The sequence below is a fragment of the uncultured Rothia sp. genome, from assembly GCF_963544205.1.
GTDB lineage: Bacteria > Actinomycetota > Actinomycetes > Actinomycetales > Micrococcaceae > Rothia.
The window spans coordinates 67,598-91,761 of sequence record NZ_CAUUDY010000003.1; the positions used below are offsets into that span (position 1 = coordinate 67,598).

The 24,164-nt window shown below is 60.6% G+C and carries 20 protein-coding genes; 9 read left to right on the forward strand and 11 right to left on the reverse strand.

Translation table 11 applies throughout. The annotated features are described in order from the left end of the window. Window positions 1-95: 95 nt before the first annotated feature. Window positions 96-923: a UDP pyrophosphate synthase gene (locus tag RWZ58_RS02980; RefSeq protein WP_314657300.1), complete on the reverse strand. Its 828-nt coding sequence runs from the start codon at window positions 921-923 to the stop codon at window positions 96-98. 290 nt (window positions 924-1,213) lie between these two features. Between RWZ58_RS02980 and RWZ58_RS02985 the strand changes: the two genes are divergently transcribed. The 3 genes from RWZ58_RS02985 to RWZ58_RS02995 all read left to right on the forward strand — a co-directional run bounded on the left by RWZ58_RS02985 (window position 1,214) and on the right by RWZ58_RS02995 (window position 3,899). Continuing rightward, window positions 1,214-1,606: an RNA-binding S4 domain-containing protein gene (locus RWZ58_RS02985; protein ID WP_005504266.1), complete on the forward strand. Its 393-nt coding sequence runs from the start codon at window positions 1,214-1,216 to the stop codon at window positions 1,604-1,606. 86 nt (window positions 1,607-1,692) lie between these two features. After that, entirely contained in the window at window positions 1,693-3,117 is a 1,425-nt protein-coding gene (locus RWZ58_RS02990; RefSeq protein WP_314657302.1) for an MATE family efflux transporter, read from the forward strand. Between the two features lie 125 nt (window positions 3,118-3,242). After that, window positions 3,243-3,899, forward strand: a complete 657-nt coding sequence (locus tag RWZ58_RS02995) for an NAD(P)H-dependent oxidoreductase (protein ID WP_314657304.1) — start codon at window positions 3,243-3,245, stop codon at window positions 3,897-3,899. A 192-nt stretch (window positions 3,900-4,091) separates the two neighbouring features. On the opposite strand, the gene RWZ58_RS03000 is transcribed toward RWZ58_RS02995, so the two are convergent. The 7 genes from RWZ58_RS03000 to RWZ58_RS03030 form a co-directional block, all read right to left on the reverse strand. Continuing rightward, window positions 4,092-6,494 (reverse strand): heavy metal translocating P-type ATPase, encoded by a 2,403-nt coding sequence (locus tag RWZ58_RS03000; RefSeq protein WP_314657415.1) that lies wholly within the window; start codon window positions 6,492-6,494, stop codon window positions 4,092-4,094. A 310-nt stretch (window positions 6,495-6,804) separates the two neighbouring features. Further along, the gene (locus RWZ58_RS03005) at window positions 6,805-7,191 is read right to left on the reverse strand and encodes a hypothetical protein (RefSeq protein ID WP_005504270.1); all 387 of its coding nucleotides are present in this window, start codon (window positions 7,189-7,191) and stop codon (window positions 6,805-6,807) included. 29 nt (window positions 7,192-7,220) lie between these two features. Further along, window positions 7,221-7,436 (reverse strand): heavy-metal-associated domain-containing protein, encoded by a 216-nt coding sequence (locus RWZ58_RS03010; RefSeq protein ID WP_314657307.1) that lies wholly within the window; start codon window positions 7,434-7,436, stop codon window positions 7,221-7,223. Between the two features lie 60 nt (window positions 7,437-7,496). Further along, on the reverse strand, window positions 7,497-7,922 hold the full coding sequence (locus RWZ58_RS03015; protein WP_314657309.1) for a metal-sensitive transcriptional regulator: 426 nt from the start codon (window positions 7,920-7,922) through the stop codon (window positions 7,497-7,499). 293 nt (window positions 7,923-8,215) lie between these two features. Continuing rightward, window positions 8,216-9,112 (reverse strand): peptide ABC transporter ATPase, encoded by an 897-nt coding sequence (locus RWZ58_RS03020; RefSeq protein ID WP_314657310.1) that lies wholly within the window; start codon window positions 9,110-9,112, stop codon window positions 8,216-8,218. Window positions 9,113-9,390: 278 nt separating this feature from the next. After that, the gene (locus tag RWZ58_RS03025) at window positions 9,391-10,101 is read right to left on the reverse strand and encodes a DUF6318 family protein (protein WP_313969154.1); all 711 of its coding nucleotides are present in this window, start codon (window positions 10,099-10,101) and stop codon (window positions 9,391-9,393) included. Between the two features lie 555 nt (window positions 10,102-10,656). Further along, window positions 10,657-13,884 (reverse strand): DUF3427 domain-containing protein, encoded by a 3,228-nt coding sequence (locus RWZ58_RS03030; RefSeq protein ID WP_314657311.1) that lies wholly within the window; start codon window positions 13,882-13,884, stop codon window positions 10,657-10,659. A 348-nt stretch (window positions 13,885-14,232) separates the two neighbouring features. On the opposite strand from RWZ58_RS03030, the gene RWZ58_RS03035 reads away from it, so the two are divergent. Further along, window positions 14,233-14,664 carry a hypothetical protein gene (locus RWZ58_RS03035; RefSeq protein ID WP_314657312.1) on the forward strand — a complete coding sequence of 144 codons (432 nt, stop codon included), beginning with the start codon at window positions 14,233-14,235 and terminating at the stop codon, window positions 14,662-14,664. A gap of 148 nt (window positions 14,665-14,812) precedes the next feature. Here the strand turns inward: RWZ58_RS03035 and pta are convergent, their stop codons facing one another. Together pta and RWZ58_RS03045 are read right to left on the reverse strand one after the other, a co-directional pair. Then, window positions 14,813-16,903, reverse strand: coding sequence for a phosphate acetyltransferase (gene pta, locus RWZ58_RS03040; RefSeq protein WP_314657314.1), 2,091 nt, complete (start codon window positions 16,901-16,903; stop codon window positions 14,813-14,815). 194 nt (window positions 16,904-17,097) lie between these two features. Then, window positions 17,098-17,721, reverse strand: a complete 624-nt coding sequence (locus RWZ58_RS03045) for a GNAT family N-acetyltransferase (RefSeq protein ID WP_314657315.1) — start codon at window positions 17,719-17,721, stop codon at window positions 17,098-17,100. Between the two features lie 123 nt (window positions 17,722-17,844). Between RWZ58_RS03045 and RWZ58_RS03050 the strand changes: the two genes are divergently transcribed. From RWZ58_RS03050 to RWZ58_RS03070, 5 genes are all read left to right on the forward strand, one after another. Further along, window positions 17,845-18,732, forward strand: coding sequence for a fused MFS/spermidine synthase (locus RWZ58_RS03050; RefSeq protein ID WP_314657317.1), 888 nt, complete (start codon window positions 17,845-17,847; stop codon window positions 18,730-18,732). Window positions 18,733-18,903: 171 nt separating this feature from the next. Further along, complete coding sequence (gene pheA / locus RWZ58_RS03055) at window positions 18,904-19,851, forward strand: prephenate dehydratase (protein ID WP_314657319.1); 948 nt, start codon at window positions 18,904-18,906, stop codon at window positions 19,849-19,851. Between the two features lie 116 nt (window positions 19,852-19,967). Continuing rightward, the gene (serS, locus tag RWZ58_RS03060) at window positions 19,968-21,278 is read left to right on the forward strand and encodes a serine--tRNA ligase (RefSeq protein ID WP_314657321.1); all 1,311 of its coding nucleotides are present in this window, start codon (window positions 19,968-19,970) and stop codon (window positions 21,276-21,278) included. 100 nt (window positions 21,279-21,378) lie between these two features. After that, a complete protein-coding gene (locus RWZ58_RS03065) occupies window positions 21,379-22,467 on the forward strand; it encodes a diacylglycerol kinase family protein (RefSeq protein WP_314657323.1) in 1,089 nt (362 codons plus the stop codon). A 102-nt stretch (window positions 22,468-22,569) separates the two neighbouring features. Next, window positions 22,570-22,995, forward strand: a complete 426-nt coding sequence (locus RWZ58_RS03070; RefSeq protein ID WP_314657325.1) for a hypothetical protein — start codon at window positions 22,570-22,572, stop codon at window positions 22,993-22,995. A gap of 120 nt (window positions 22,996-23,115) precedes the next feature. Here RWZ58_RS03070 and RWZ58_RS03075 read toward each other — a convergent pair whose 3' ends face one another. Beyond that, window positions 23,116-23,802: an acyl-CoA synthetase gene (locus RWZ58_RS03075; RefSeq protein ID WP_314657327.1), complete on the reverse strand. Its 687-nt coding sequence runs from the start codon at window positions 23,800-23,802 to the stop codon at window positions 23,116-23,118. Window positions 23,803-24,164 lie beyond the last annotated feature (362 nt).

The following is a 24,164-nucleotide window of genomic DNA, read 5'->3' on the forward strand; positions in this document are numbered from 1 at the left end:
ATAGCCGGTACAACGTAAGAAGGGTGTGTGCCGTGTTCACTGAACACGGCACACACCCTTTCGGCATACCGACTATTACCGACTGCTATTCGCTGTTACTGGTTGTCGAGCACGTACTGCTTGAACTGCTCGTCCCGGCGTTTGAATTCTTTGAGCTCATTCTCCAGGGCGGCCTGGTTCTTGGCGACGAGCGGCTTCTGGTACTGCGCCTCCAGGTCGTAGAGCTTCTGCGAACGGCCCACATCCTGATTGCACTGCGCCTCGATAGTGGCGATTCGAATTTCTTCTTCGGAGGCGACGGCGCTCTGAGGAATATTCTTCGATTCTTTGACGGTCATCTCACTATCAGGGGTGAGGCCCTTATCCTTGACGCATCGCTTCCATTCGTCGTCAAGAGATTTTTTGAGTTGCCTATCCCCAGCGGCGTTTCGAGCGTCGGTCTCCAAACGTGTATACGTGGTGGAGCCGAATGGTATCTCTCCAATTTGCTTCATCTCATCGACGGCGCGCTGATAGCATTCGGTGCGGACATCCTTCCCAGGGTCGGAGGAGGGCGCAGGGGAGGACAGATCCAGCGTATTCGATTCATTGGGCTCGTGGAGGCCGTATTTTTGGGCGCGCTCAACATTCCAGATTCCGTAGGTCCTGCCGTAGTTCCTGCCGGCCCCCTCGGTGCGGACAAACATCTTGTAGTGCTGCCCGTGTTCGGCAAAACACTTTTTGCGTGCCAGCTCAAGGGCCTTGGTGAAGTATTCGTCCTTACCGGTGGTGTCGTATGCATCCAGGGGTAGGATTACCCGATCATTTTCTACGTCGAAGATTGCTCGGGCGCTTTCGTCCTTCTCTAGAGAAGGGCCGAAGGAGCAAGAAGACAGCACAGTGCTGATGAGGGCAGCCGCCAGGAGCTTTTTCAAAGCTGACATGGTGTATATCCAATCTGTTACGGGAGCCCGTGGCGTCGCGGCCACAACCCCCCCGTAGACCACGCGAACTAGGTGGCCTTGAGAACACTTCTTGAGAAGGTGACTTAACAATACCCCTAGTGGATGCGGGTTTGCGCTCAATAGCTTGGTGCGTGCAATAGAAAATTTTCTGCCGCATGGCGGCTTCGGTGCCGGTTGCGGATTTGCCCGGTGAGATTGCGGTGAGATTGCGCAGGATAGGCGGGCGCACCTGATTTGGTGCCCCGCCCGCCTCGCGCCACAATGAACACATGACCGCAGAAGACACCAACGCACTAACCAGCGCCAGGCTCGACCTCTGGCTCTGGTCAGTGCGCATCTTTAAAACCCGCTCCCTCGCCGCCGACGAATGCAAAGGCGGCCACGTGCGCGTCAACGACGCCCCCGCCAAACCCTCCCAAAAACTCAAAAAAGGCGATATCGTCAAGGTTCGCTACCCCGGCTGGGAACGCGTCTTCAAAGTCGAAAAACTCCTCGTCAAACGCGTAGGCGCCCCCATCGCCGTCACCTGCTACGAAGACCTCTCCGGCCCGCGCCCTGCCTACCTCTCCATGCCGCCGGTCGCCAAACGCGAACGAGGCAGCGGCCGCCCCACCAAGAAGGAACGCCGCGCCCTCGACGAACTACGCGGCCGAGGCGCCTAACCGCGCATCTCGCACGCCTATCTCGCAGAGTGCACCCCGCCCCGCGCGCAGGCACCCGCCGCCGCGGCGGGGAGTAGCCTAGAAGGATGAGCACACAGAAGCACCCGAACAACGCGTCCGGCCAGAACGCCGTGAACCCCAGCGCGAATGCCGCCGCGAACACCTCCGAGCCTTCGCTGAACCGGCGCATCCTCGCCCTCGCCGTACCCGCCTTCGGCGCGCTCATCGCCGAACCCATCTTCGTGCTCACCGACTCCGCCCTCATCGGCCAGCTCGGCAAGGCAGAACTTGCGGGCATGAGCATCGCCGCCACGCTCGTCACCACGGTCGTGGGCCTCATGAACTTTCTCGCCTACTCCGTTACGCCCGCCGTGGCGCGCGCCTTCGGAGAGAAGAACCTGCGCCGCGCCTGGCAGATCGGTGTGGACGGCGTGTGGGTCGCCTTCGGCCTCGGCATGCTCCTCATGATCGCCGGATACGCCTTCGCAGACCCGCTGCTGCGCGGCCTCGGCGCGACCGACGAAACCATGAGCTACGCCCTCGACTACCTGCACCACTCGCTGTGGGGTATTCCGCCGATGATGATTATCCTCGCGCAGGTCGGCACGCTCCGCGGGCTGCAAGACACCGTCACCCCGCTCAAAGTCGCCACGGTCGGCACGCTCGTGAACATTATGCTGAACTGGCTGCTCATCTACCCGGTCGGCTGGGGCGTCGCCGGTTCGGCGACCGGTACCTCCCTCACCCAGTGGGGCATGGCTGCCGCGCTCGGTGTGGTCATGATGCGCGGCACCCGCGAACACGCCGTCCGCTGGGCACCCGACGTTGCCGGCATGCGTTCGGTGCTCTCTCTCGGCTCCTGGCTTATGCTGCGCACCCTGTCCATGCGCATCGCCTCCCTGCTGACCGTGTTCGTCGTGGCACGATTCGGCACCGAACACACCGCCGCATACCAGCTCGGCATGGGCGTATTTAACCTCTTCCTCTACGCCCTGGACTCCCTCGCCATCGCCGCGCAGGCGCTACTCGGCAAGGAACTCGGCGAACGCGACCTCAACGTAGAATCCGAACGTGCGAAGGTGCGCCAGTTGAAAAACCGGCTGCTCCGCATGAGCCTCATCTACGGCGTCATCACCGGCCTGATCTGCCCGCTTATCGGCTTCTTCGGCTCCTGGATTTTCACGCAGGATGCGCAAGTTGCGTTCCTCTTCACCATCGCCACCGTCATCATTGCGCTCGGTCAGCCCATCGCCGCGTACGTGTTCACCCTGGACGGCATCCTCATGGGCGCGCAGGACGTGAAATACCTGGCAATCGGCTGCTTCATCATGCTCGTCATGTACGTGCCGGTCATGCTCGGCCTGCACTGGGCGGTCGGCGCCGGTGCCATGGATGCGCTCGCCGGGTATTGCGGCTTGTGGGCGGCGTATATTCTGTACTTCCAAGGAATCCGCGCGGTCATTTTCGGCCGCCGCGCCCGCTCGGATGTGTGGATGAAAGCCGGTGCCTAAACCCTTCGAGCCTGACTGCTTCGAACATACGTGCTCTGGGCGTAATGGCTCACAATTAGACCGCCCGCACCCTCCGCAGGTGTAGCATGACAGGATATTGAAACCCTCATGCAAAGGATGAAACCGTGACCGTAACCCGCGAAGAAGCCCTCGAAATTTTCGCCCGCCGCCGCGCAACCCGCGCCTACGACCCCGACCGCCGCGTCAGTGACGAAGACTTCGCCGCAATCCTCGAATTTGCGCGCCTGTCGCCCAGCTCCGTCGGCACCGAACCGTGGAAGTTCCTGGTCATCCAGGACCCCGAACTGCGCGAAAAGCTCAAGCCGATCGCCTGGGGCATGGCGGGCGCCCTCGACGACGCAAGCCACGTGGTCGTACTGCTGGCGAAGAAGGGCCTGCGCTACGACACCCCGTGGATGCGCCGCACCCTCGAAGGCCGCGACCTCACCGAGGAGCAGATGCAGGCTGCACTCGAACGCTACGGCAACTTCCAGAAGAACGACATGAAGATCCTGGAAAGCGACCGCGCACTCTTCGACTGGGCATCCAAGCAGACCTACATCGCCCTGGGCAACATGATGACTGGCGCCGCAATGCTCGGCATTGACTCCTGCCCCATCGAGGGCATGGACTACGAGGCAGTGAACGAGCTGCTCGCTTCCGCCGGCCTGTTCGACCCGGAAGAGTTCGGTGTGTCCGTGGCTGTGACCTTCGGTTACCGCGCCCACGAAATCGCGCCGAAGAGCCGCCGCTCCATCGAGGACCTGGTCACCTGGGCGTAAGGTTCTTGTCGGGTTCTCGGCGAGGTTTTCTTGCCGCCGCCCGTGAAAACTAAATATAAAGAAATGCACCGCCTTTACACGGGCGGTGCATTTCTTTATATCTTTTACCGTGCAAAAAGCACGGTGAGATGCGCTTTTGAAATTTTCGTTTGAAATCGCGCGAGGCAATTCATTCTGTATAACGGCGGGGCGCTACTTCCTAAACGCCGTCAGACGCATAGAATTCAGCACCACAAATACCGAACTAAACGCCATTGCCGCAGCCGCAATCATCGGGTTCAGCAGGCCCGCCACAGCGACCGGAATAGCCGCCGAGTTGTAGGCGAACGCCCAGAACAGGTTCGACTTAATGGTGCGCAGCGTAGCGCGGGAGAGGCGCAGCGCCGTCACCACTGAGGCGACATCCGAACGGGTCAGCACAATATCTGCTGCCTCCGCGGCAACGTCCGTGCCCGAACCCATCGCAATGCCCAGCTCAGCAAGAGCCAGCGCCGGGGCGTCATTCACACCGTCACCGACCATCGCCACGCGGTGACCGGCAGCCTGCAACTTCTCAATCACCTGCGACTTACCCTCCGGGGTCACGCCGGCATACACGTTCTCAGCCGAAATACCGACCTTCGAGGCGACCGCCTGCGCAACCTGCGGGGCGTCACCGGTGAGCAGGATCGGCTCCAGGCCGAGCTCACGCAGCTGCGCCATGGTTTCTGCCGCCTCCGGCTTGGGGGTGTCGGCAACCGAAATCATGCCGACCGGCTGCAGAGCGGAGGCGCTGCTCGGGGCTTCACCGTTCGGGGCCTCATCAGGGGCCTCGCCGCGGGCAACAACCACGGTCGTCAGACCCGCCCGGCGAGCCTGGTCCAGCAGGGCCAACTGGCTCTCGCTCAGCTGCGCACCGGCTGCCTGCAGGTACTCGGGGGTACCCACCACAACCAGCTGGGAGGTGCCATTCTCGGCACCTTCCTGGGCGCTGCTCAGCACGCCGCGCACGCCTCCGGGGACACCCTCAAAGCCGCTCACGCTCGGTGCCGAAGCGCCCTCCGCCAGCACGCCCTGTTCGCGGGCGAAACCGGCAATCGCGCGGGCAATCGGGTGCTCGCTCAGCGCCTCCACGGCGGTTGCATCACGCAGAACAGACAGGGAACGCTCGTTCTTGGAATCTGCGGATTCCGGCGAAATACCGGCAAGGTCACCCGCCGACTCATAATCACCGAAGGTGCCGTAGAACGCCACGGACATCTCGCCGGTCGTCACGGTACCGGTCTTATCCAGCACCACGCGATCAACCGTGCTCGTCGCCTCCAGCACCTGCGCGTTACGAATCAAAATACCCAACTGCCAGCCGCGGCCCGTACCCGCCAATAGAGCCGTCGGGGTCGCCAAACCCAGGGCACACGGGCACGCCACCACCAGCACCGACACCGCCGCGTTGAACGCCGCCGCACCGTCACCGGACACCAGCCACCAGCCGACCAGAGTCAGCGCCGAAATCGTCAAAATCACCGGCACGAACACGGCAGAAACACGGTCCGCCAGGCGAGCAATAGGAGCCTTCGTCTCCTGGGCGCTCGCCACCAGCTCACCCATCTTCGCCAGGGTCGTCTCGGCGCCCACGCGGGTCGCACGCACCGTCAACGAACCCGAAGTGTTCACCGTGGCACCCGTGACCGTATCGCCCGGATGCACCTCAACCGGCACGGACTCGCCGGTCAGCAGGGACGCATCCACCGCGGAGGTACCCTCGACCACCACGCCGTCCGTGGCAATCTTCTCGCCAGGGCGCACCAGGAACAGGTCGTCCGGCATGAGGTCCTCCACCGGAACCTGCACCTGCTTGGTCACGCCCTGCTTATCGGTGCGCAGCAGAGTCGCCTCCTTCGCGCCCATGTTCAGCAGGGTGCGCAGCGCCTCCGAGGAGCGGTGGCGGGTGCGGTGCTCAATCGCGCGACCAATCAGCAGGAACAGCGTCACCGTGGACGCCGTATCAAAATACAGCGGCGCATGGTTGCCGGTAAATATCGACCAGAAACTACCGTCCGTATGATGCACATGCGCCGTCAACGCCGGGTTCATGAGCAGCTGCGCCAGCGAATAGAAATACGCCAACACCACGCCGAGAGATACCAGCGTATCCATCGTGGACGAGCCGTGACGCGCATTAATCAGCGCCGCACGGTGGAACGGCGCGGCACACCAAAACGCAACCGGCGCCGTCAGAACCGCCACAACCCAACCCCAATTCGGGAACTGGAGCGACGGGAACATCGAAATCAAGAGAACCGGCACACCCAAAATCGCTGCATAAATAATGCGGTCAGTGAAGCCGTCATTCATGCTCGGAGTGCTGTGATGGCCGCCGCCGCCGGATGCGCTCGCGTTCGTTCCAGCGCCCGCGCGCGGCCCGTTCTTGAGGTGCGCCGTATAGCCGGCACTGTTGATGGTCTCAACAATCTGCTCGTCGCTCACACCCTCGGGCACGATGACGCGCGCCGACTCCAGCGGCAGGTTCACCGCCGGGTCAACACCAGGGATTTTGCGGAGCTTACGCTCCACACGACCCACGCAGGATGCACAGGTCATACCCTGAATATCCACGTGGATAATTCGGGTCGACTCCGTTGATTTTGCGGTCGTTCCGGCTGGATTAAAAAGAGAGCGCTCACTCTGTGATGAGGGCTTCTGGGGTGCCGTTGAAGGCTGTGTAGAAGACACAATACTTCCTCAAAACTCAAAACGGGAGGGTAGAAAAAGGCGCACACCGAGTGGAGGAAGGGCCTCAAAGAACCCCGCCCCGGACGGTGCTTGGTGCAGTATCGGGACGCGGTATCGAGCGCGCGCGAGGGTGAAAGCTGCGGGTAAAACCGCGAGGCTGTAAACGCGGCGGCGGGAGTAATGCTGCGGCGGCTTAGTGGTCGCCGGGCAGCCCATCCGGCCTGCTCGTATGCGGACGAATACCGGTCACCTTCGCGCCACGATCAGACACACCGTAGGCACGCTTCACGGCAGCCCGCGGGAATGGCGAAGCATTCGCCTTCTCACGCGCCTTCACGCCCTGCTCATGCTCGGCGGAACGCTTATTCGCGCTCGTGCCGCTACGTCGCGCCGCACCGGGTGCATCCTCACGCGCCGTATATTCGGGGCTCTGCTTCACCCACGAATCGACCAGTGCCGCATCCAGATTCATCTGCCTGGCCACGCGGGTGATTGCGTCGCGCAGGTGCATGTTTTCGGTGCCGACAAGGGTGCGAACCGCGCCAACAACCATCGCAATGTACTGCGGAGGGTAAGCCATGATGACTCCTAATCGAGCCGGCTGCCGTGCTAGACGGCGGGGGTGAAGCCAGCCTCTACGATAGCGTCTGCAACAGCCTGGGTGTTGAGGGTGCCCTCGTGCTCAATGATCACGGTGGAGACGCCGTCCTTGACGACGTCCACGGTCACGCCGGTGACGCCGGGAACTTCGTTGACCTCTTCGCTGACGCTCATAGCGCAGTGGTTGCAGGTCAGGCCGGTTGCCTTAACGGTGGTGGTGCTCATGATGATTTCCTTTCGGTAATGGGTTGAAAACTTGGGGCCGCCGAGTGGTTTGCGGCGCGTTTAGCTGCGCATGAGGCGGGAGATCGCGGCGGTTGCCTCTTTGACCTTGGCCTCTGCGATGGTCGGGTCGCCGGTGCGTTCGGATTCGACGGCGGCGCCGGTCACGCAGTGGCCGATGTGCTCTTCGAGCAGGTTCAGGGAGACGGCGTGGAGCGCCTTAGAGACCGCGGCAACCTGGGTGAGGATGTCGATGCAGTATTTATCTTCGTCGACCATGCGGGCGATGCCGCGGACCTGCCCTTCGATGCGGCGCAGTCGCTTGAGGTGCGCCTCTTTGTTGGAGGCGTAACCGTGCTGGGTTTCGGGCGCCTCGCCGCCGCAGCATGCGCCGGTGCGCGCCTCGGACTGTTCCTTGGCGGGTGCGTCGGATGCGGTGCTGACCTGGGCGGATGTGCTGTGGCAGCACTGGTTGCTAGTGGTTTCCATGACTCCAGTATATACCCTAGGGGGGTATATCGCAAGGGGGTGTTACGAGTTGTTACGCGGTATGGGGGCGGGGGTTTGTCGATAGGGGGATTCTTCGATAGGTTACGGCCCTGTCGATAGGTTAGTGACTTTAACGCGGGTTAAAGACCCACGGTGAAGGCACTAACCTATCGAAAGTTCTCCTGGTCCTCCCTTATGAACGGCGAGAAGCCACATGTGTTTCGAGAAGCCACCAAAGAAGTGGCTTTTCGAAACACATGTGGCTTCTCAGCATAAGACCCACGGGGGCGGCCCTACATGTCGGGCCAGTCACGGTGCAACGAATACTCCGTGTCCCCGTCACCGTTATCATTCAGGTGCCATCGCTGGCCGGTACGGATGTCGGCCTTGCGCAGGCGCGGGTTCGGATTATCCTTCTTACCCATCGTCGGATCGTTCTTGCAGCCCCAGCGAGTGTCGTCGTAGCTGCAGTCACCTGCCACGCGGCCCACATCAACCCACCACACACGCACCAGCAGCGGGTCACTGGTTGCCTGCGGGGTCACCATCATCATCTGCCACGGGCCACCATCCACGCGGAAACGAGCCGTGTAGTGTACGGTCGCATACGCATGGAAGTTACCGGAACGCTGGTAGGCGTAGCTGGTATCCGTCTGCCTCGGACGCTCACGAGGGTAGGTGGTAACCGGTTTGCCAGCGGTGTAGTTGGTGGCAGTATCGCCGTTGCCGTACTCGATGACATAGGAGGAGGGCATGAGCTCAATTTCGACGTGTCCGGCGAGCATGTCTGCTTCGAGGCGGTAGGGTCCTCCGTCATTGACGTAGAAGTTGATCTGGTCGCCCTTGTAGACGTTGGGGTCGCCTTCTGCACGGCCGGTTCCTGCGGGATTGTTGTAGGACTGGTGGAGGGTGGGCTTACCGGGCTCTAGCGACTCTGCAGCATGGCGAATTTCCGTCATAACTTCTTCGTAGGTCGGGCCGGTAGGACCCGGACTGTCGGCACTGGTCAGGGTGCGGGTATCGTTGGGGACACAGGTTTCTGAGGTGCGGCTATATTTGCCAAAGCCGCCATCGATGTAGGTTCCATCGTCACGAACGATAAGATTGTTGAGTTTTACGTTTCCAATCTTTCCGCCCTTACCTACGCAACCAAGGATGTTAGAGTCACTCTTGGAACGAATTAGGGTCATGCCGTTAGCGCCTTTGGAGGCGTAGGTGCTAGGTTCTGAATTTGATGACTGAGATGGGTAATTTCCGTCATTTATATTTTCTGAGGTATGACCTGTGTTTCTATTGCCTCCGCTTTTGTCTTTATATTTTGTATTCTTAGTGGTTTGACATACTTTGGCGCTATTTTCAGATGAACATTCTTTTGTCGAGTCGCTACCTAATGCCGGAGCGATTGATGAGCATACAATATTTATTCCAATAATTATCAATGAAATATTTTTAATATTCTGTCTCATGTTTAGTCCTCAACACTTACATAATCAATGATTTCCCATTTTTGACCGTTGTGCTTCAGTTCAAATTTGAAGGTATCATCAGTTTTGTCATCATTGGTCCAGCTAACCCAGCTCCCATCAGACTCAACAAAGATCTCACGATCCCATTCGCGATAGGCTTTCCAGAAGTAGGTTTCACCGTCTTCGGACCAAGGGTTTCCATCGGCTAGAAAATGGTCGATTCCACCAATGATCCATCCGCCGCTTTGATAAAGCTCTTCTGCATTTTTATACTCTTCCAATTCACGTTTGAAATTTGGCGAGATGAACTTGCGAGCCATCGAGTAATCGCCAGTTTGAGTGCCGTAATTTGCCCACAAAATCCAGGCATCCATCGTCTTGCGCATGCCCTCCAAAGACTTTTCGTTGTAGCCGTCCTCCGGAACGTTAGGCTTCGGTACATTCTGTGCCGGACCGTACTTATCAGCAGGGCGGTATTCCCCATCCGGCGCCTTCGAGCCGCCCGAGTAGCCTCGGACAGTAGAGGGGGTTGCTGAAGCTGATGCAGATTCAGATGCCGCAGCAGAAGTAGATGCCGATTCGCTCGGCGCGGCGGAGGCGGTGGCTGCCGCCTCGTTATTTGCCTGCTGGCCACATGCCGCAAGCAGGGCCCCCAGGCCCACAAGTGCGCCGCTGCCCAACAGGGTACGGCGATTAAAGATGGTCGAATCCATAGAAGGTACGCTCCTATCGTCGGTGATGGTGTGATATATGTGCATGTCGGGCCGTTATTCACGGGCCTCATTGACTGCCGGAAGAAAACAGCCCCGTAGCGCGCCCATCAAGCGCATCAATGCGCTGTGGAACACTACAGTTACCACCCTACCGCATGTTTGCCGTCGTTTGCATTCTTTTGAGGATGATGACGGTGGTTGGTCATTATTCGGGCTTCTCAATGTTTTATGTATCAAATATCTCTGCGCCCGCGGAGGTGCCACGCCTGCAGAATTTGTGCCATGGTTTAGCGTCTTCTGCCATGGTTTTTAACTACGACCAAAGACGCTAACCTACGGCACAAATCCGGAACTCATGACCGAATCCCTCTCCGCACCAGGTAGGTGAGAGCTGGTTATGGGTTATGACTTAGCTTTTTCGTCGATAGGTTAGTGTCTTCACCGCGGGTTAAAGACCCACGGCGAAGACACTAACCTATCGAAAACCTCTGTCTAAAAAGCAGGCGGCCCCGGACGCACACGCATCCGGGGCCGCCTGCTGCAGTTATTTACAACCTATGAGGCAATCTTCGCGATCTGGAACATGGACGCCGGCATTGGGCGGTCCAGCGACCAGCGAATATGCATCGGCTTAGACCCCTCGTGAGAAATGTATTTCACGGTGCCCAGGCACATGTAGGGTTCGGGGCCAAGCCCGTTCTCCCTGTGCTGGCGGGCAAAGAGCACGATGCGTCGGCCTCGCTCCTCATGATGCTGGAAGAGCTGCCCCGTTGGGCTTTCGGGGGTGGTTGCGCTCTGCGAATCCCACGCGAACTCGTCAGTGCTGATGGCGTAGTCCTTGTACATGGTGGCCGGCGAGAAGTGCTTCTCAGACTTCTCGAGCGTCACCAGTAGCGCGGTGGTGTTCGTCGGGTCGAACGGTACAACACCGTTGACCACGCCGCCGGGTACCTTGAAGTTCTCCTCCTGGCCGCCCAGTCCGGCGAATAGTTCCTCGCGGGAGTAGAGGGCGTGAGTGCGCAGGGGAATGCCTTCGCCCTCAAAGAGCGGCAGGGTGGAGACGGTATCCGTGGAGGCGTTGAAGCGCCAGACGCTCTCTATCTCCTGCAGCATGCCGCGGTTCTTGCGCAGAGTCGCCATGCCCTCGTCGAGGCTGAACTTCTCGGTGGAACCGTCCCACTTGGCCTTCGGCCAGATGGAGAACAGCAGCATCCATGCGTGGCGGCGCTGTTCGTCGGTCATGTCCTGCTCCAGGATGCCCGTGTTCAGCAGCTCCAGGTAGGCGTTAATGCGGAACGTGTCGTGCACGTGCGTGAGCGCCTTGACGCGCTTATTCGTTTCGACGGACACGTTGTCGTGGAAGGGAACCACCAGGTCGGGGTACAGTCCACTCGCGGCCTTGAGGCTGGTCCAGGTCGTTGCAACAGGCTTAGTAATACCGGGTAGGGGCACCTTGCTGCTACGGCCGTAAATCTGGGGCAGACCCATGCTGTAGCGGTTGATGAAGTCAATGACGGTGGGGTCAATATCGGTGCCCGCGGAGTTTCTGCGCATATCTTCCAGGTAGCTCTTAGCGGTGTCGATAAGGGCATTCTGGTTCATGCGCAGGGACTCACGAATCTTCTGAATGACCTGCTTCTGGGTCAGCTCATCCAGGTGGAAGTGGCAACCGGCCGGCAGCTCGGGGCTCTTAATGTCCTGCTCGGTCAGGGTGCCCTGCCGCACAAAGGCGCGGTACTTACTGTGAACCATGAAGTTCTTGTTCTGGTGTCCCACGAAGTCGAGGACCGTCAGAACAGACTTCAACGGTGCACGGCGCAGACCGCGGCCCAGCTGCTGCAGGAAGAGCGTGAGCGACTGGGTGGGGCGCAGCATCAGGAGCGTGTCGACGCTCGGAATGTCGACGCCCTCGTTGAACAGGTCCACGGTGAAGATCGTGGTCAGCTCGTGCGCTTCGTCTGCAAGGTTTTTCATGACTTCGGCGCGGCGTTCGGCGGAATCCGTACCCACCAAGAAGTCAGCGGGAATACCCACCTCGTTGAACTTCTGCGCCATGTATTCGGCGTGCTTCACACTCACGCAGAACCCGAGCGCCTTCATGCGCAGGGGGTTGTCGACCTTCTCGCGCAGCTCCTCCACGATGATGCGCAGGCGGCGTTCAGCCTCGCCCTTGGTGTACAGGTTTTCCAGGGCGTTCTCGTCGTATTTGCCGCCTCGAACGTCGACGCGGCGCAGGTCGGTGCCGTCGGCAATACCGAAGTACTGGAAGGGTACGAGGAGGTGGTCTTCGAGCGCATCCCACAGACGAATTGAGGTCGCCACGTAGCCGCCGAAGTACTTGTCGGCGATGTTCACCCCGTCTTCTCGCTCGGGGGTTGCGGTCAGGCCAATAAATTCGCGGGGCTCAAAATAGTTGAAAACTTTGTCCCAGCTGGCGGCCTTAATGTGGTGACATTCGTCCATGATGATGACGTCAAAATAGTCCGGTGCATAATTCTCAAGGGCGGCACCTGACAAAGTTTGAATGGTCGCAAAAACTGCCTCGTTATATTCGGGCTTTTTGCCGCCGGTCAGGAGCTCACCGAAATTACCTTTAAGCATGACGTCACCGAAAGTGCGGCGCGCCTGGTCGAGAATTTCTTTGCGGTGCGCAATGAAAAGCAGCTTCAGCTTTTTGCCGTACTGCTCGCAGAGGCGCCTGTAGTCGAGAGCTGAGAACACAGTTTTGCCTGTGCCGGTTGCGGCCACGGCGAGGTTGCGGTGACGTCCCTTAGAACGAGCGTTCTGCATTTCTTCGAGCATACGCGCCTGATGCGGGAACGGGTGCACATCCAGCAGAGACGAGTCGATATCGTACTCCAGGCCCTTGCTCTTGCGGCCAGTAATATCGGCCTTGGCCAGGGCGGTGTCGAGCTCCTGTTTCTCCTGGTCAGTAGCGGTATAGAGGGTAAAATCACCGCTCTTCCAGTAGCTCTCGAACAGGCCTTCAAACTGGCGGATCAGGCCGGGCGTAATCGGGCTGGAGATACGTACATTCCACTCCAGACCGTCAGTGAGCGCAGCGCTGGAGAGGTTCGAGCTACCCACATAGCCGGTAGACATGCCGGTATTGCGGTGGAACAGCCAAGCCTTCGCGTGCAGGCGGGTGCTGTCGCCCTGGTAGCTGATTTTCACCTCCGCGCCGTACTCTTCAACGAGGCGGTCAATAGCCTTGCGGTCGGTCGCGCCCATATAGGTGGTGGTAATAATGCGGAAAGGAATACCGCGATTTTTAATAGCTTTAAGCTGCTCACTCAAACTATTAACACCAGACATTTTCAGAAAAGAGCAGAGCAAATCTACACGGTCTGCACTTTCTAATTCTTTCTGAATTTCAGTATTGAGATTCAGGTCTTTAGAAGTATTCGTCATCAGAGCGACATCGCTCAGAGGAATATCGGGGCGCGTAGTTTTTGCGTCAGTGAGGGCGAGCTCGCGCATCTGAATTACGTTGCTGTCATCATCGGTCAGCAACGAATCGTTCTGCTCCTTGGCCTCCTGCGGTAGGAGCTCCATCATGCGGTTGACAAGTTCCACCTGGTCGGCGGGAGTTTTGAGGCTTTCGAGGGCGGGGGCCAGTTGGGTAGCGAAGAACTGGGTGAGCAGTTCGGGGATATTGTAGTCGTCCTTTTTGAGGATTTCTTCCTGCCATTGCGCGCCTTCGGGGATGGCGCGGCCCATGAGCGATGCGCTCTTGAGGTGTTCGTAGAGCCCCAGGGGGAGAGTTTCGTCAGTCGTGGTCATAGCAGCAGCCTAGCAGCCCGGACGGTTTGGCGCTGCCCGGGTGGTCACTGGTTCGGGGCGAGGAGCGGTGAAAGTCTGTAATTACAAAAATTCTCTACCCCGCCTCCTCCATGAATTCTTCCTCGAAAAGCCACATGTGTTTCGAGAAGCCACTTAACATGTTGCTTTTCGAAACACATGTGGCTTCTCGGCGCAGTAAAGGTAAAAGTCAGCACAAAAAACCGCCCCGCCCCATACACGCAACACACCAGCCCACATGCTATTGATTCGCATCACACGCCAGCGTTCTTAGGTATCCTTGGGATAACACTCAGACAGAAGCCTGCCCTCCACCTCGAAAGGGGCCGCATGAAAACCTTCTGGACCAACCTACCCCTCACCATCCGCGCCGCAGCTATCTTCTGCTACGCCTACACCGTGGTGCGCCTCCTCAACCTCTTCGCCGAGGTAGGCACCGCACCGCTCACCCCGCGCACGCTCCTTGACGGCGCCTTCACCGCTGCGGTCGTCGTCGGCGCTCTCGCCCTGTACCTGGGTAATGCCCTGGGTGCCGCTCTCCGTGCCCGAAGGGAAGGCTACGAGCCCCGCCCGGTCGGCATCATCGTCGCCTACGCCCTCTTCGTGGCGGCGTGTGCCTACCTTGCCTACCGCCTCATCGCTTACACCGTGGAGGCGGGGCTCACCTGGCTCTTCCCGCCCGCCCTCGGCCCGGTGCTGACCGCCGTGGGCATGGCTGTTCTTGGCGTGATTAACTATGTGCGCCTCCGCCGCAAAGCCTAACCGGAGGAGCGGTCCCAAAAAATCCCTGTAATTACAAAAAATCTCCCGCACCGGGTGGAGCACACCTCCAAGGCATGCCCCGCCCAGTGCGGGAGATTTCTATATCAGCGGAACGCCGCAGCCTTCACGCTACAGCGCCGCGTGCACCTTACAGGCTCTGCGCCTGAATTGCGGTAATCGCAACGGTGTTGATGATGTCCTCAACGGTGGTGCCGCGCGACAGGTCGTTCACGGGCTTACGCAGACCCTGCAGAACCGGGCCCACAGCGGCAGCACCCGAAGACTGCTGAACAGCCTTGTAGGTGTTGTTACCGGTGTTCAGGTCGGGGAAGACGAACACGGTAGCCTGACCAGCAACCTCGCTGCCGGGCAGCTTGGTCGACGCAATCGACATGTTCGATGCAGCGTCGTACTGGATCGGGCCCTCGACCGCGAAGTCGGGGTTCGATGCGCGCACAATCTCGGTTGCCTCGCGCACAACGTCCACATCCGCGCCAGCGCCGGAGGTGCCGGTCGAGTAGGACAGCATAGCAACCTTGGGGGTCACGCCGAACTGGCGTGCAGTCTCTGCGGATGCCTTCGCGATGTCGGCGAGCTGCTCTGCGTTGGGGTTCGGGTTCACTGCGCAGTCGCCGTAGACCAGAACGCGGTCTTCCATCAGCATCAGGAAGACGGAGGACACGATCTTGGTGCCGGGGCGGGTCTTGATGAACTCGAGCGAGGGGCGGATGGTGTTCGCGGTGGTGTTCACAGCACCGGAAACCATGCCGTCGGCGATGCCCTTGTAGACGAGCATGGTGCCGAAGTACGAGGGGTCGGTCATGCGCTCGCGAGCAGCCTCAATGGTGACGCCCTTGTGTGCACGCAGCTCAGCGTAGGTTGCTGCGAAGTCTTCGGTGTACTCGTTGTTTTCGATGTCGATGATGCGGATCGAGCTGGGCAGTTCGATGCCCTCGGCCTGGCAAATCTCGGCAATCTTTGCGGGGTTGCCCAGCAGAATCAGGTCGCAGAAGTCGCGGCGTGCAATGATCTCGGATGCACGCAGGATACGCACGTCGTAACCCTCGGGCAGGACCACGGAGCGGCGGTTTGCGCGTGCGGTCTCGATGAGGTTGTGCAGGAAGCGCAGCGGGGTCATGGATGCGGGGCGCTCAATTTCGAGGCGTGCGAGCAGTTCGTCCTTGTTGACGTGCTCGTCCCAGCCGCCCATTGCTGCTGCGAGCTTGCGCTGGTGGCCGCTTTCGAGGGCGCCACGGACGCGGGAGACTGCGCGTGCAGACTTGAAGGTGTCCTTGGTGGTGGACAGCACGGGGAACGGTGCGTTGTCGATGAGGGAGCCGACTGCGGTGTTCTTGCCGGGCAGTGCGTCCAGGCCGCCGGTGAGCAGCACGCCGGAGGGCGCCGGGAAGGTCGGTGCCAGTGCGGACGCGAGGGTTGCTGCAACGATGTCTGCACGGTCGCCGGGGACGATGACGAAGTCGCCGTCAACGAACTGGTTCAGGAAGTTGGAGACGTTCATTGCTGCGACCTTGATGCCGTGAATATCGCGGCTGAGGTCTTCTGCCTTGATGCCTTCGGTGTCGAGCTTGAGGGCCTCGGCAACTTCACCGACGGTGGGTGCGTTCAGCTCGGGGATTTCGGGCAGTACGTAGACGGGCAGGTTTGCGTCGCCGCGCTTGACGGACTTCTCGATTTCTTCGCGCAGTTCGGGTTCTGCGCGGCCGACGATGATGGCGAGCAGGTCTGCCTTGGATGCGAGCAGCTCGGTGCGTGCCACGTCAACGGCGGTGACTGCTTCCTCGACGGTTGCTTCCTGTGCGCCGACGATAGCGACGACGGGCAGGCCGAGGTCGCGTGCAATCTGGACGTTCAGGTCGAACTCGACGGAGAGCGCGTTAGCGGGCAGGTAGACGCCGTCGACGATTACGACGTCGCTGTTTGCTGCGACCTTCTCGTAGGCGGAGACTGCGCGGGCGGAAATCTCTTCGGTGTCGCCTTCTGCGATGAGTGCGAGGGCGTCGGTCATGGAGACGGCGCCGCCGACCTGCTCCTCAGCGAGGCCGAAGTGCTCGCGGATGAGGCGTGCTACGGGGTCGTCAGAGATGGTTGCGCCGTCGAAGACGGGGCGGAAGAAGCCGACGCGGTCTGCGCGCTTGATGAGGGAGTCTGCTAGGCCCAGGGCGACGAGGGACTTGCCCGAGTTCTGGGACATAGCGGAGAGGTAAAGACCGGTGGTCATAGTTTTACTTTCCTTCTATGCGGATGTTCGGCGCTGGGTCCCGCGGCTGCGCAGGGGTGTATGTGCTCCTGTGCGCGGGTGCGTCGAGCTTATAGGTCATCTTCTATCTTAAGGCGTTGTGGGGGTGGCGCCTAACAGGGGGTGCGGTGCGCTGCGTCATGTGGGCGGGCTGTTCCCCTGTTTGGGTGCGCTGTTTAGGGGTTGAGGATGCGTGTGTATCGTACGCTGTGGCCGGGCTCCCAGGCGCCGCGTGCTTGGAAGTACACGCCTTCGTTGTGGTAGCCGAGGCGCTCGTAGAAGGAGAGCGCTCGTTCGTTTTCTGCCATGACCCACAGGTAGGAGTTTTCGTCCGGGTAGATGACGGACTCGTAGAGTGCCTGACCGAGCCCGGTGCCGTGTGTGTGGTTGAGGGTGTACAGGTGCACGAGTTTACGGGTGCCTGCGGGCAGTTCGGGGAGGGACTCGGCGCGTTCGAGTTCCCAGGAGGAGGGTTCGCACAGGGAGAGCGCCAGGCCGACCGGCTTATCCCAGTCGATGCGTGCGCCGATGGAGCAGGAGAGCCCGCCGTCGGGGGTCCAGCCGGGTACGTCGTAGGCGAAGAAGCCGCGCACGGTGGGGGAGGAGAGGTGGCGGTGGAAGTCTTCGAGGTATTCGTTGCGTTCGGCACGGTGGCGGGCGGTGAAGCTTTCACCGAGCGTGTCGAAGTAGATCGGGTCGTAGGTTTGCTCCATGCAGTCCAGCTGCAGGTTGACGTATTTTTCGGCGTCGGTCGGTTCAATTGGTGCGAGCGCGTAGCGGCCCTGACATACAAATCCCATGGGTTCTAGTCTACTCAGCCGGCCCCTGTGGAGGCGGTTTGCCGCGGGTGCGTACGCTAGGGGCGTGCGGGGCTGTTGCAGAGCGCTCTGTTGCCTTGAGGCTTGTCGGCTAGTCTAGTGGGTATGGCGAAAAAGAGCAGGGCACCGAAGAAAGCCCAAAAGGCGCAGAAGCAGCAGAAGAACCGCATCGACGATACTGAGAGCACCCCCGTGCAGGGTGCCGCCGCTGGCGTGTACCCGATCTCTACGGGTGAGGCGGAGCTGGTCCCCGACGGCTACCATGCCGACGGCTGGCTGCTGCTCATTAATGGTGTGCAGTCTTCCCACGTGATTGTGGGTGAGCCCCGCCAGCTGGATTTTGAGTACATGCGCTGGATTGCGGCGGTCGTCTCCTCGCATGTGGAGGAGCACCTGGACGCCGCGAAGCTGCGCATCACCCACCTGGGCGGCGGTGCGTGCTCCATGGCGCGCTATTTCGCTGACCTGTACCCGACCAGCCGCAACACGGTTGTTGAGCTGGATGCCAAGCTCGCCGAGTATGTGCGCGCCTGGTTCGACATCCCCAAGGCGCCGCGCGTGAAGATTCGCGTGGGCGAGGCGGGCGCCGTCACCTCCACGTTTGCCCCGGCTTCCCGCGACGTGCTGATTCGTGATGTGTTCGCCGGGGACACCACCCCCGAGGCGCTCACCACCGTCGAGTTCACCCGCACCGTCGCCGAGTCGCTGGCGCCCGGCGGCCTGTACATCCTGAACTGCGGCGACGGGCCGGCGCTGACCGGTGCCCGCGCTGAGGCGTCCGCCCTGCTTGAGGTGTTTGAGTACGTGTGCATCGTGGCGGATTCGGCAATGTTGAAGGGCCGCCGCCGCGGCAACGTCATTATTGCCGGCTCGCACGCGCCCCTGCCGGAGGCTGGCTCCGTGCAGGCTGCCGCTATCGCCCGTGAGCTCATGGGTGGAGGCGTGCCCGCCCAGTACTGGGACACCGCGCGGGTGCGCCAGTTCGTGAGGTAGCGGTTCCAGCCGTGATTTAGGTCTTTCGGTCATGACCTAAGTTTTTCGGTAATGACTTAAATTTTTCGACCATAGGTTAGCGACTTTGGTGGGGGCTTTTAACTACCGCCAAAGACCGTAACCTATGGCCCAATTCGGCGCCCCCTCCACGGCAGACGCTACTATAGTGGCATGCGATACACCTACCTTGGCCCCTCCGGCACCTTCACCGAATCCGCCCTGCTGAGCGTCCCCGGCGCAGCTGACGCCGAACGCATCCCCGCCACCAGCGTGCCTGACGCGCTCGCACGCCTGAATGCGGGCGAGGCGGACGCCGCCATGGTGCCCATCGAGAACTCCGTGGAGGGCGGCGTGAGCGCCACCCTGGACGCTATCGCAGCCAGCGAGGGTGTACGCATTATCCGTGAGGTGCTCGTGCCGATCCGCTTCGTGCTGGTCGCCGCAAAGCCCCTCAACATTGAGGACGTCAAGACGATTTCCACCCACTCGCACGCCTGGGCGCAGGTGCGTGGCTGGGCGCAGGATAACGTGCCCACCGCGGCGTACCTGCCCGGCTCCTCCACCGCGGCGGCGGCTGTTGGCCTGCTCGAAGAGGGCTGCACCTACGATGCGGCAATCTGCTCCCCGGCGCTACTCGCCTACCACCCGGAACTGCACGTGTTGCAGGACAACATCGGCGACAACAAGAACGCCGTCACCCGCTTCGTGTTGCTCTCCCGCACCGCCGACATCCCCGAACCGACCGGCTCCGACAAAACCACCCTGACCGTGCCGCTGCCCGCCAACCGCGCCGGCGCCCTGCTCGAACTGCTCGAACAGTTCTCCGTGCGCGGCGTGAACCTCTCCCGCATCGAATCTCGCCCCACCGGCGAAGGCATGGGCTCCTACTCGTTCAGCATCGACGCCGACGGCCACATTTATGAGGCACGCATGCGCGATGCACTGCGCGGCCTGCACCGCGTCTCCCCGACGCTGAAATTCCTCGGCTCCTACCCGCGCGCCGACCACGAAAATACCGAGGTCGACAGCATCCACTCCGATGCCTCCTTCGACGCCGCGCACGAGTGGGTCGAGTCGCTCTTCCCGAACGGCCGCCCCGCACAGCTGCAGCGCCACTAGCGGCACCACTAGCCGCCCGCCGCTAGATACCCCCTCATAGATACCCGTGACCTACCCGCGCCCCACCAGCGCAAACCCCGCCCACAACCCACCTCAAGATTAGGTAGGATAAAACAGTGATTGATATTAACCTCCTCCGCGAAAACCCCGATGTCTTCCGCGCCTCCCAGCGAGCACGCGGCAAGGACGAAACCCACGTCGACCGCATCCTCGAAGCCGACACCGCACGCCGCGCACTCATCGGCGAATACGAGAACCTGCGCGCCGAGCAGAACGCATTCGGCAAGAAGGTTGCTAAGGCACCCAAGGAAGAAAAGCCCGCACTCGTCGCACAGGCGAAGGAACTGGCCGCCCGCGTCAACGAGGCGAAGGCAGCCTCCGAAGCGAAGACCGCCGAATACGAGGAACTGATTAGCAGCATCGAGAACCTCATCATCGACGGCGTGCCCACCGGCGGCGAAGACGACTACGTGGTCGTCAAGAAGGTCGGCACCCCCCGCGACTTCACCGCTGACGGCTTCGAGCCGCGCGACCACCTCGAAATCGGCGAGCTCGTCGATGGCATCGACATGGCACGCGGCGCGAAGGTCTCCGGCGCACGCTTCTACTTCCTCAAGGGCCAGGTGGCACGCCTCGAGCAGGCACTCATGTGGATGGCGCTCGACCTCGCAACCGAGCACGGCTTCACCATGATGACCACCCCCACCCTGGTGCGCCCCGAAATCATGAACGGCACCGGCTTCAACGTCAAGCACGACGATGAAATCTACCGCCTGGAGCGCGACGACCTGTACCTGGTCGGCACCTCCGAGGTGGCGCTCGCCGGCTACCACACCGACGAAATTCTCGACTTTGAGAAGGGCGCGAAGAAGTACCTGGGCTGGTCCTCCTGCTACCGCCGCGAGGCTGGCTCCGCAGGTAAGGACACCCGCGGCATCATTCGCGTGCACCAGTTCAACAAGGCTGAAATGTTCGTGTACTGCCCCGTCGAGCAGGCAGAAGAGATGCACGAGAAGCTGCTCGCCCTCGAAGAGGAAATGCTGCAGCGCTGCGGCCTCGCATACCGCGTGATTGACACCGCCGCAGGCGACCTGGGCACCTCCGCAGCCCGCAAGTTCGACTGCGAGGCGTGGGTCCCCACCCAGGGCACCTACCGTGAGCTGACCTCCACCTCGAACTGCACCACTTACCAGGCGCGCCGCCTGAACATTCGCGAGCGCACCCCGGACACCGTGGACGAGGCAGGCAACGTGCGTAAGGGCCGCACCCGCTCCGTGGCGACCCTGAACGGTACCCTGGCGACGACTCGCTGGGTGGTTGCCCTCCTGGAGACTCACCAGCAGGCAGATGGCTCTGTCCGTATTCCGGAAGCCCTTCGCCCGTACATGGGTGGCGCTGAGGTTATCCCCGCAGTAGCTGCTGAGTAAGGGATTGCCCGCCCGCTAAGGCGTATCAAAACCAGCTGAAAAACCCGCTCACCGCGTAAACGGTGGGCGGGTTTTTGCGTATCCCGGTAGTCTAAGAACTATGCCTCTATACCGTAAGCTCCTTGGTGTTTCCGCGGCGGCGGCTCTGACCGCCTCCGTCACTCGTGCCCGCCGTGAAGCGCGCCGACGCGCTATCGAACTGGGTGCGCCCTTCGGCGTTCTGCCGACCCTGCCCACCGGGCAGGCGCAGCGCGTGGGCGTGGTGTACAACCCGAGCAAGCCGGGTGCTGCGGCGGCTATTGAGATTCTGGAACGTACCCTCGCGGCGAATGGCTACCCGCAGGCGCTGGTGCGCACCACCCGCGTGGACGAGCCCGGTTCCGAGGTTGCCCGCGAGCTGATCGCTGAGGGCGTTGACCTGCTGATTGCTGCCGGCGGTGACGGCACGGTGCGTGCTGTGGCGGCGGCGCTGGCGCATCATGAGGGGCGCAAGCCGCGTCTGGGTATTCTGCCGATGGGTACCGGTAACCTGCTGGCGCGCAACCTGTATATTCCGGTCAGTGACGTGGCGGCGTGCATTGATATTGCGCTTAACGGTGCAGGTCAGACCGTTGATGCGATTGAGATGACGACGACGAGCACCACCGGCGAAGAAACCGAACACACGTTCTTTGTGATGAGTGGTGCCGGCTTTGACGCGCTTGTTATGAATGACACGAACGAGGATATTAAGGCGAAGTTCGGTTGGGTGGCGTACGTGCAGTCTGGCATGAAGCATATGCTGGGCAGGTCGCACCCGGTGAGTATCAGTGTGGACGGTGGGGAGCCTCGTATTTTGCCGATGCGTTCGGTGCTGATTGCGAATTGTGGTCGCCTGCAGGGTGGTATTCGCCTGGCGGATATGACGGATGTGAATGATGGCAACCTTGAGGTGATTGTGGCGTCGCCGCGTGACCTGGTGGAGTGGGGCCTGTTGTTGGCGAAGGTTACGCGCCGCACGATTTTGGGTTCGCCGCGTATTGAGTTGCCGGTGATTCGCCACTTGGTGGGTTCTGAGGTGGTACTGGAGTTCCCGGACGGTGCGCAGCCTGTTGAGGTGGATGGTGACCCGGCGCCGTCGGCGTACCGCATTAGTGCGCGGGTGCTGCCTGCCGCCGTGGAGGTGGCGGTCCACCCGGACGTGCTCTAACAGGTGTGGTTTGCTTGCGCCCGTTTTGAGGAATCGCCCAGGTGGGTGACGTATTCTCGGATTGTTGATGTATGCACCGAGTACGTCAGGAGACAACCACCTATGAGCAACCAGCCGGCACTTCAGCAAACCGCACCATATCTTTCGCATCCCGCAGATTATCTGCAGGAGAAACCGCGCCGTGGCTTCTGGAAGACTGTTCTGCGTATCATCGCCTGGGGCATGTATGTTGTGAGCGTGCCCGTGTGTTTGATCGTAACGGGGGTTGTTATCGTCGGCCTGGTGTTGCTTGGCGGCTCGATTGATAACGTGATTCTTCACTTTGTGGTCATGCTGGTGATGCCTTTTGTGGCTCTGGTCCTTGGCTGTGTTGGGCTGTATTTCTTTGGTGTGAAGATTATTGGTGGCCTTTTCATGTATTCGCGGGCTGATAGCGAGGTGGAGGACCGCAGTGAGCGTTTTGTGATAGGTACGTACGAGCTCTTTGCTGAGATATTTTCGGGCCTCCCTGACATTGACTTCTTCTGACGGAGGCGGCGTCTAGGGTCTGGCTCCTAGAGTTGGCATAAACCTATAAACGCGGTGGGGCACGACCTAATGAAAGGTCGTGCCCCACCGCGTTTTATTGCCCGTACGGGCTGTTAGCTTTTAGGAACCCCAGGTGATGAACTCGTCGGGGTCAGCCTTGCCAGCTTCAGTAGGAGTAGTAGGAGCCCAATAGTGCCAGTCACCATCGTGCCACTCCATCACAATATCGGCAGACCAGTACGTAGCCGACGGGGTCTTGATCAGCAGTCGCACCGTTGCACGCTCCGGGGTGTAGGAGATGTAACGGTAGCCGGAAATGTGGAGAACCGGAGCGGTCGTAGTGTCCTTCTTGCGGAGTTCGCGGAGCGTATCGGCGCCGGGGCCAACAATAGTCGGCATATAGTCCTTCGGGGCCTCAACCATCTGAATATAAGCCCAGGTTGCGGCGTACAATCCGCCTTCAGCCGAGTGCTCGAAGCAGTTACGGATCGGGGAGTTCGCCATCGGACCGGCGGTCTTCGATACCGGACCCATCCAACCCCCATCAGTGGTTACCCACGTGGTGTCCTTGGGGGCTGCATCCAGTACTGCCTGGTCGTCTGAGGCGCCAGCGCCGCAGGTGCCTGCCGCTACCGTTGAGGTGGCCTTCGATTGAGCCGCACCGTTCGAACCGCCCGCGGCGGAGGTGTTGGAATTATCGCCGCCGCGCGGAATGAGCACGATGACCAGTACGACGAGGAGGGCGACGACGGCTGCTGCCAGTCCGAAAGCCCAGCGGGGGATGGTGACTCCGCCTTTGTTCTCCATAACAATCTCCAAAATACGTAGACCCCACAATTCGGGGCGCGACAAACCCACCCCCAGCAGGAGGGCAGAGATTGAATGAGTGATGAGAAACTATGCGGTGCCGCAGCAGAAGCGTCTGAGCCAGAACACAACATCGAGGACTGCAAGACGAAAAAACACGGCGGCACGTGGTTATCGGTGTCAAAAGATACCCTATCATGCCTACAGATATCCTGCAGGCGCTCGCCCTGAGCTACCATGATATGAGCTGGACTGCACAAAAACACCGAATTTCTACCGCTAATCCGGTGCGAACCATGCACCCACTACGCGTCAATGCCCGACGCAGACACTAACCGTAGGCGGTCGTAACGCTACACAGC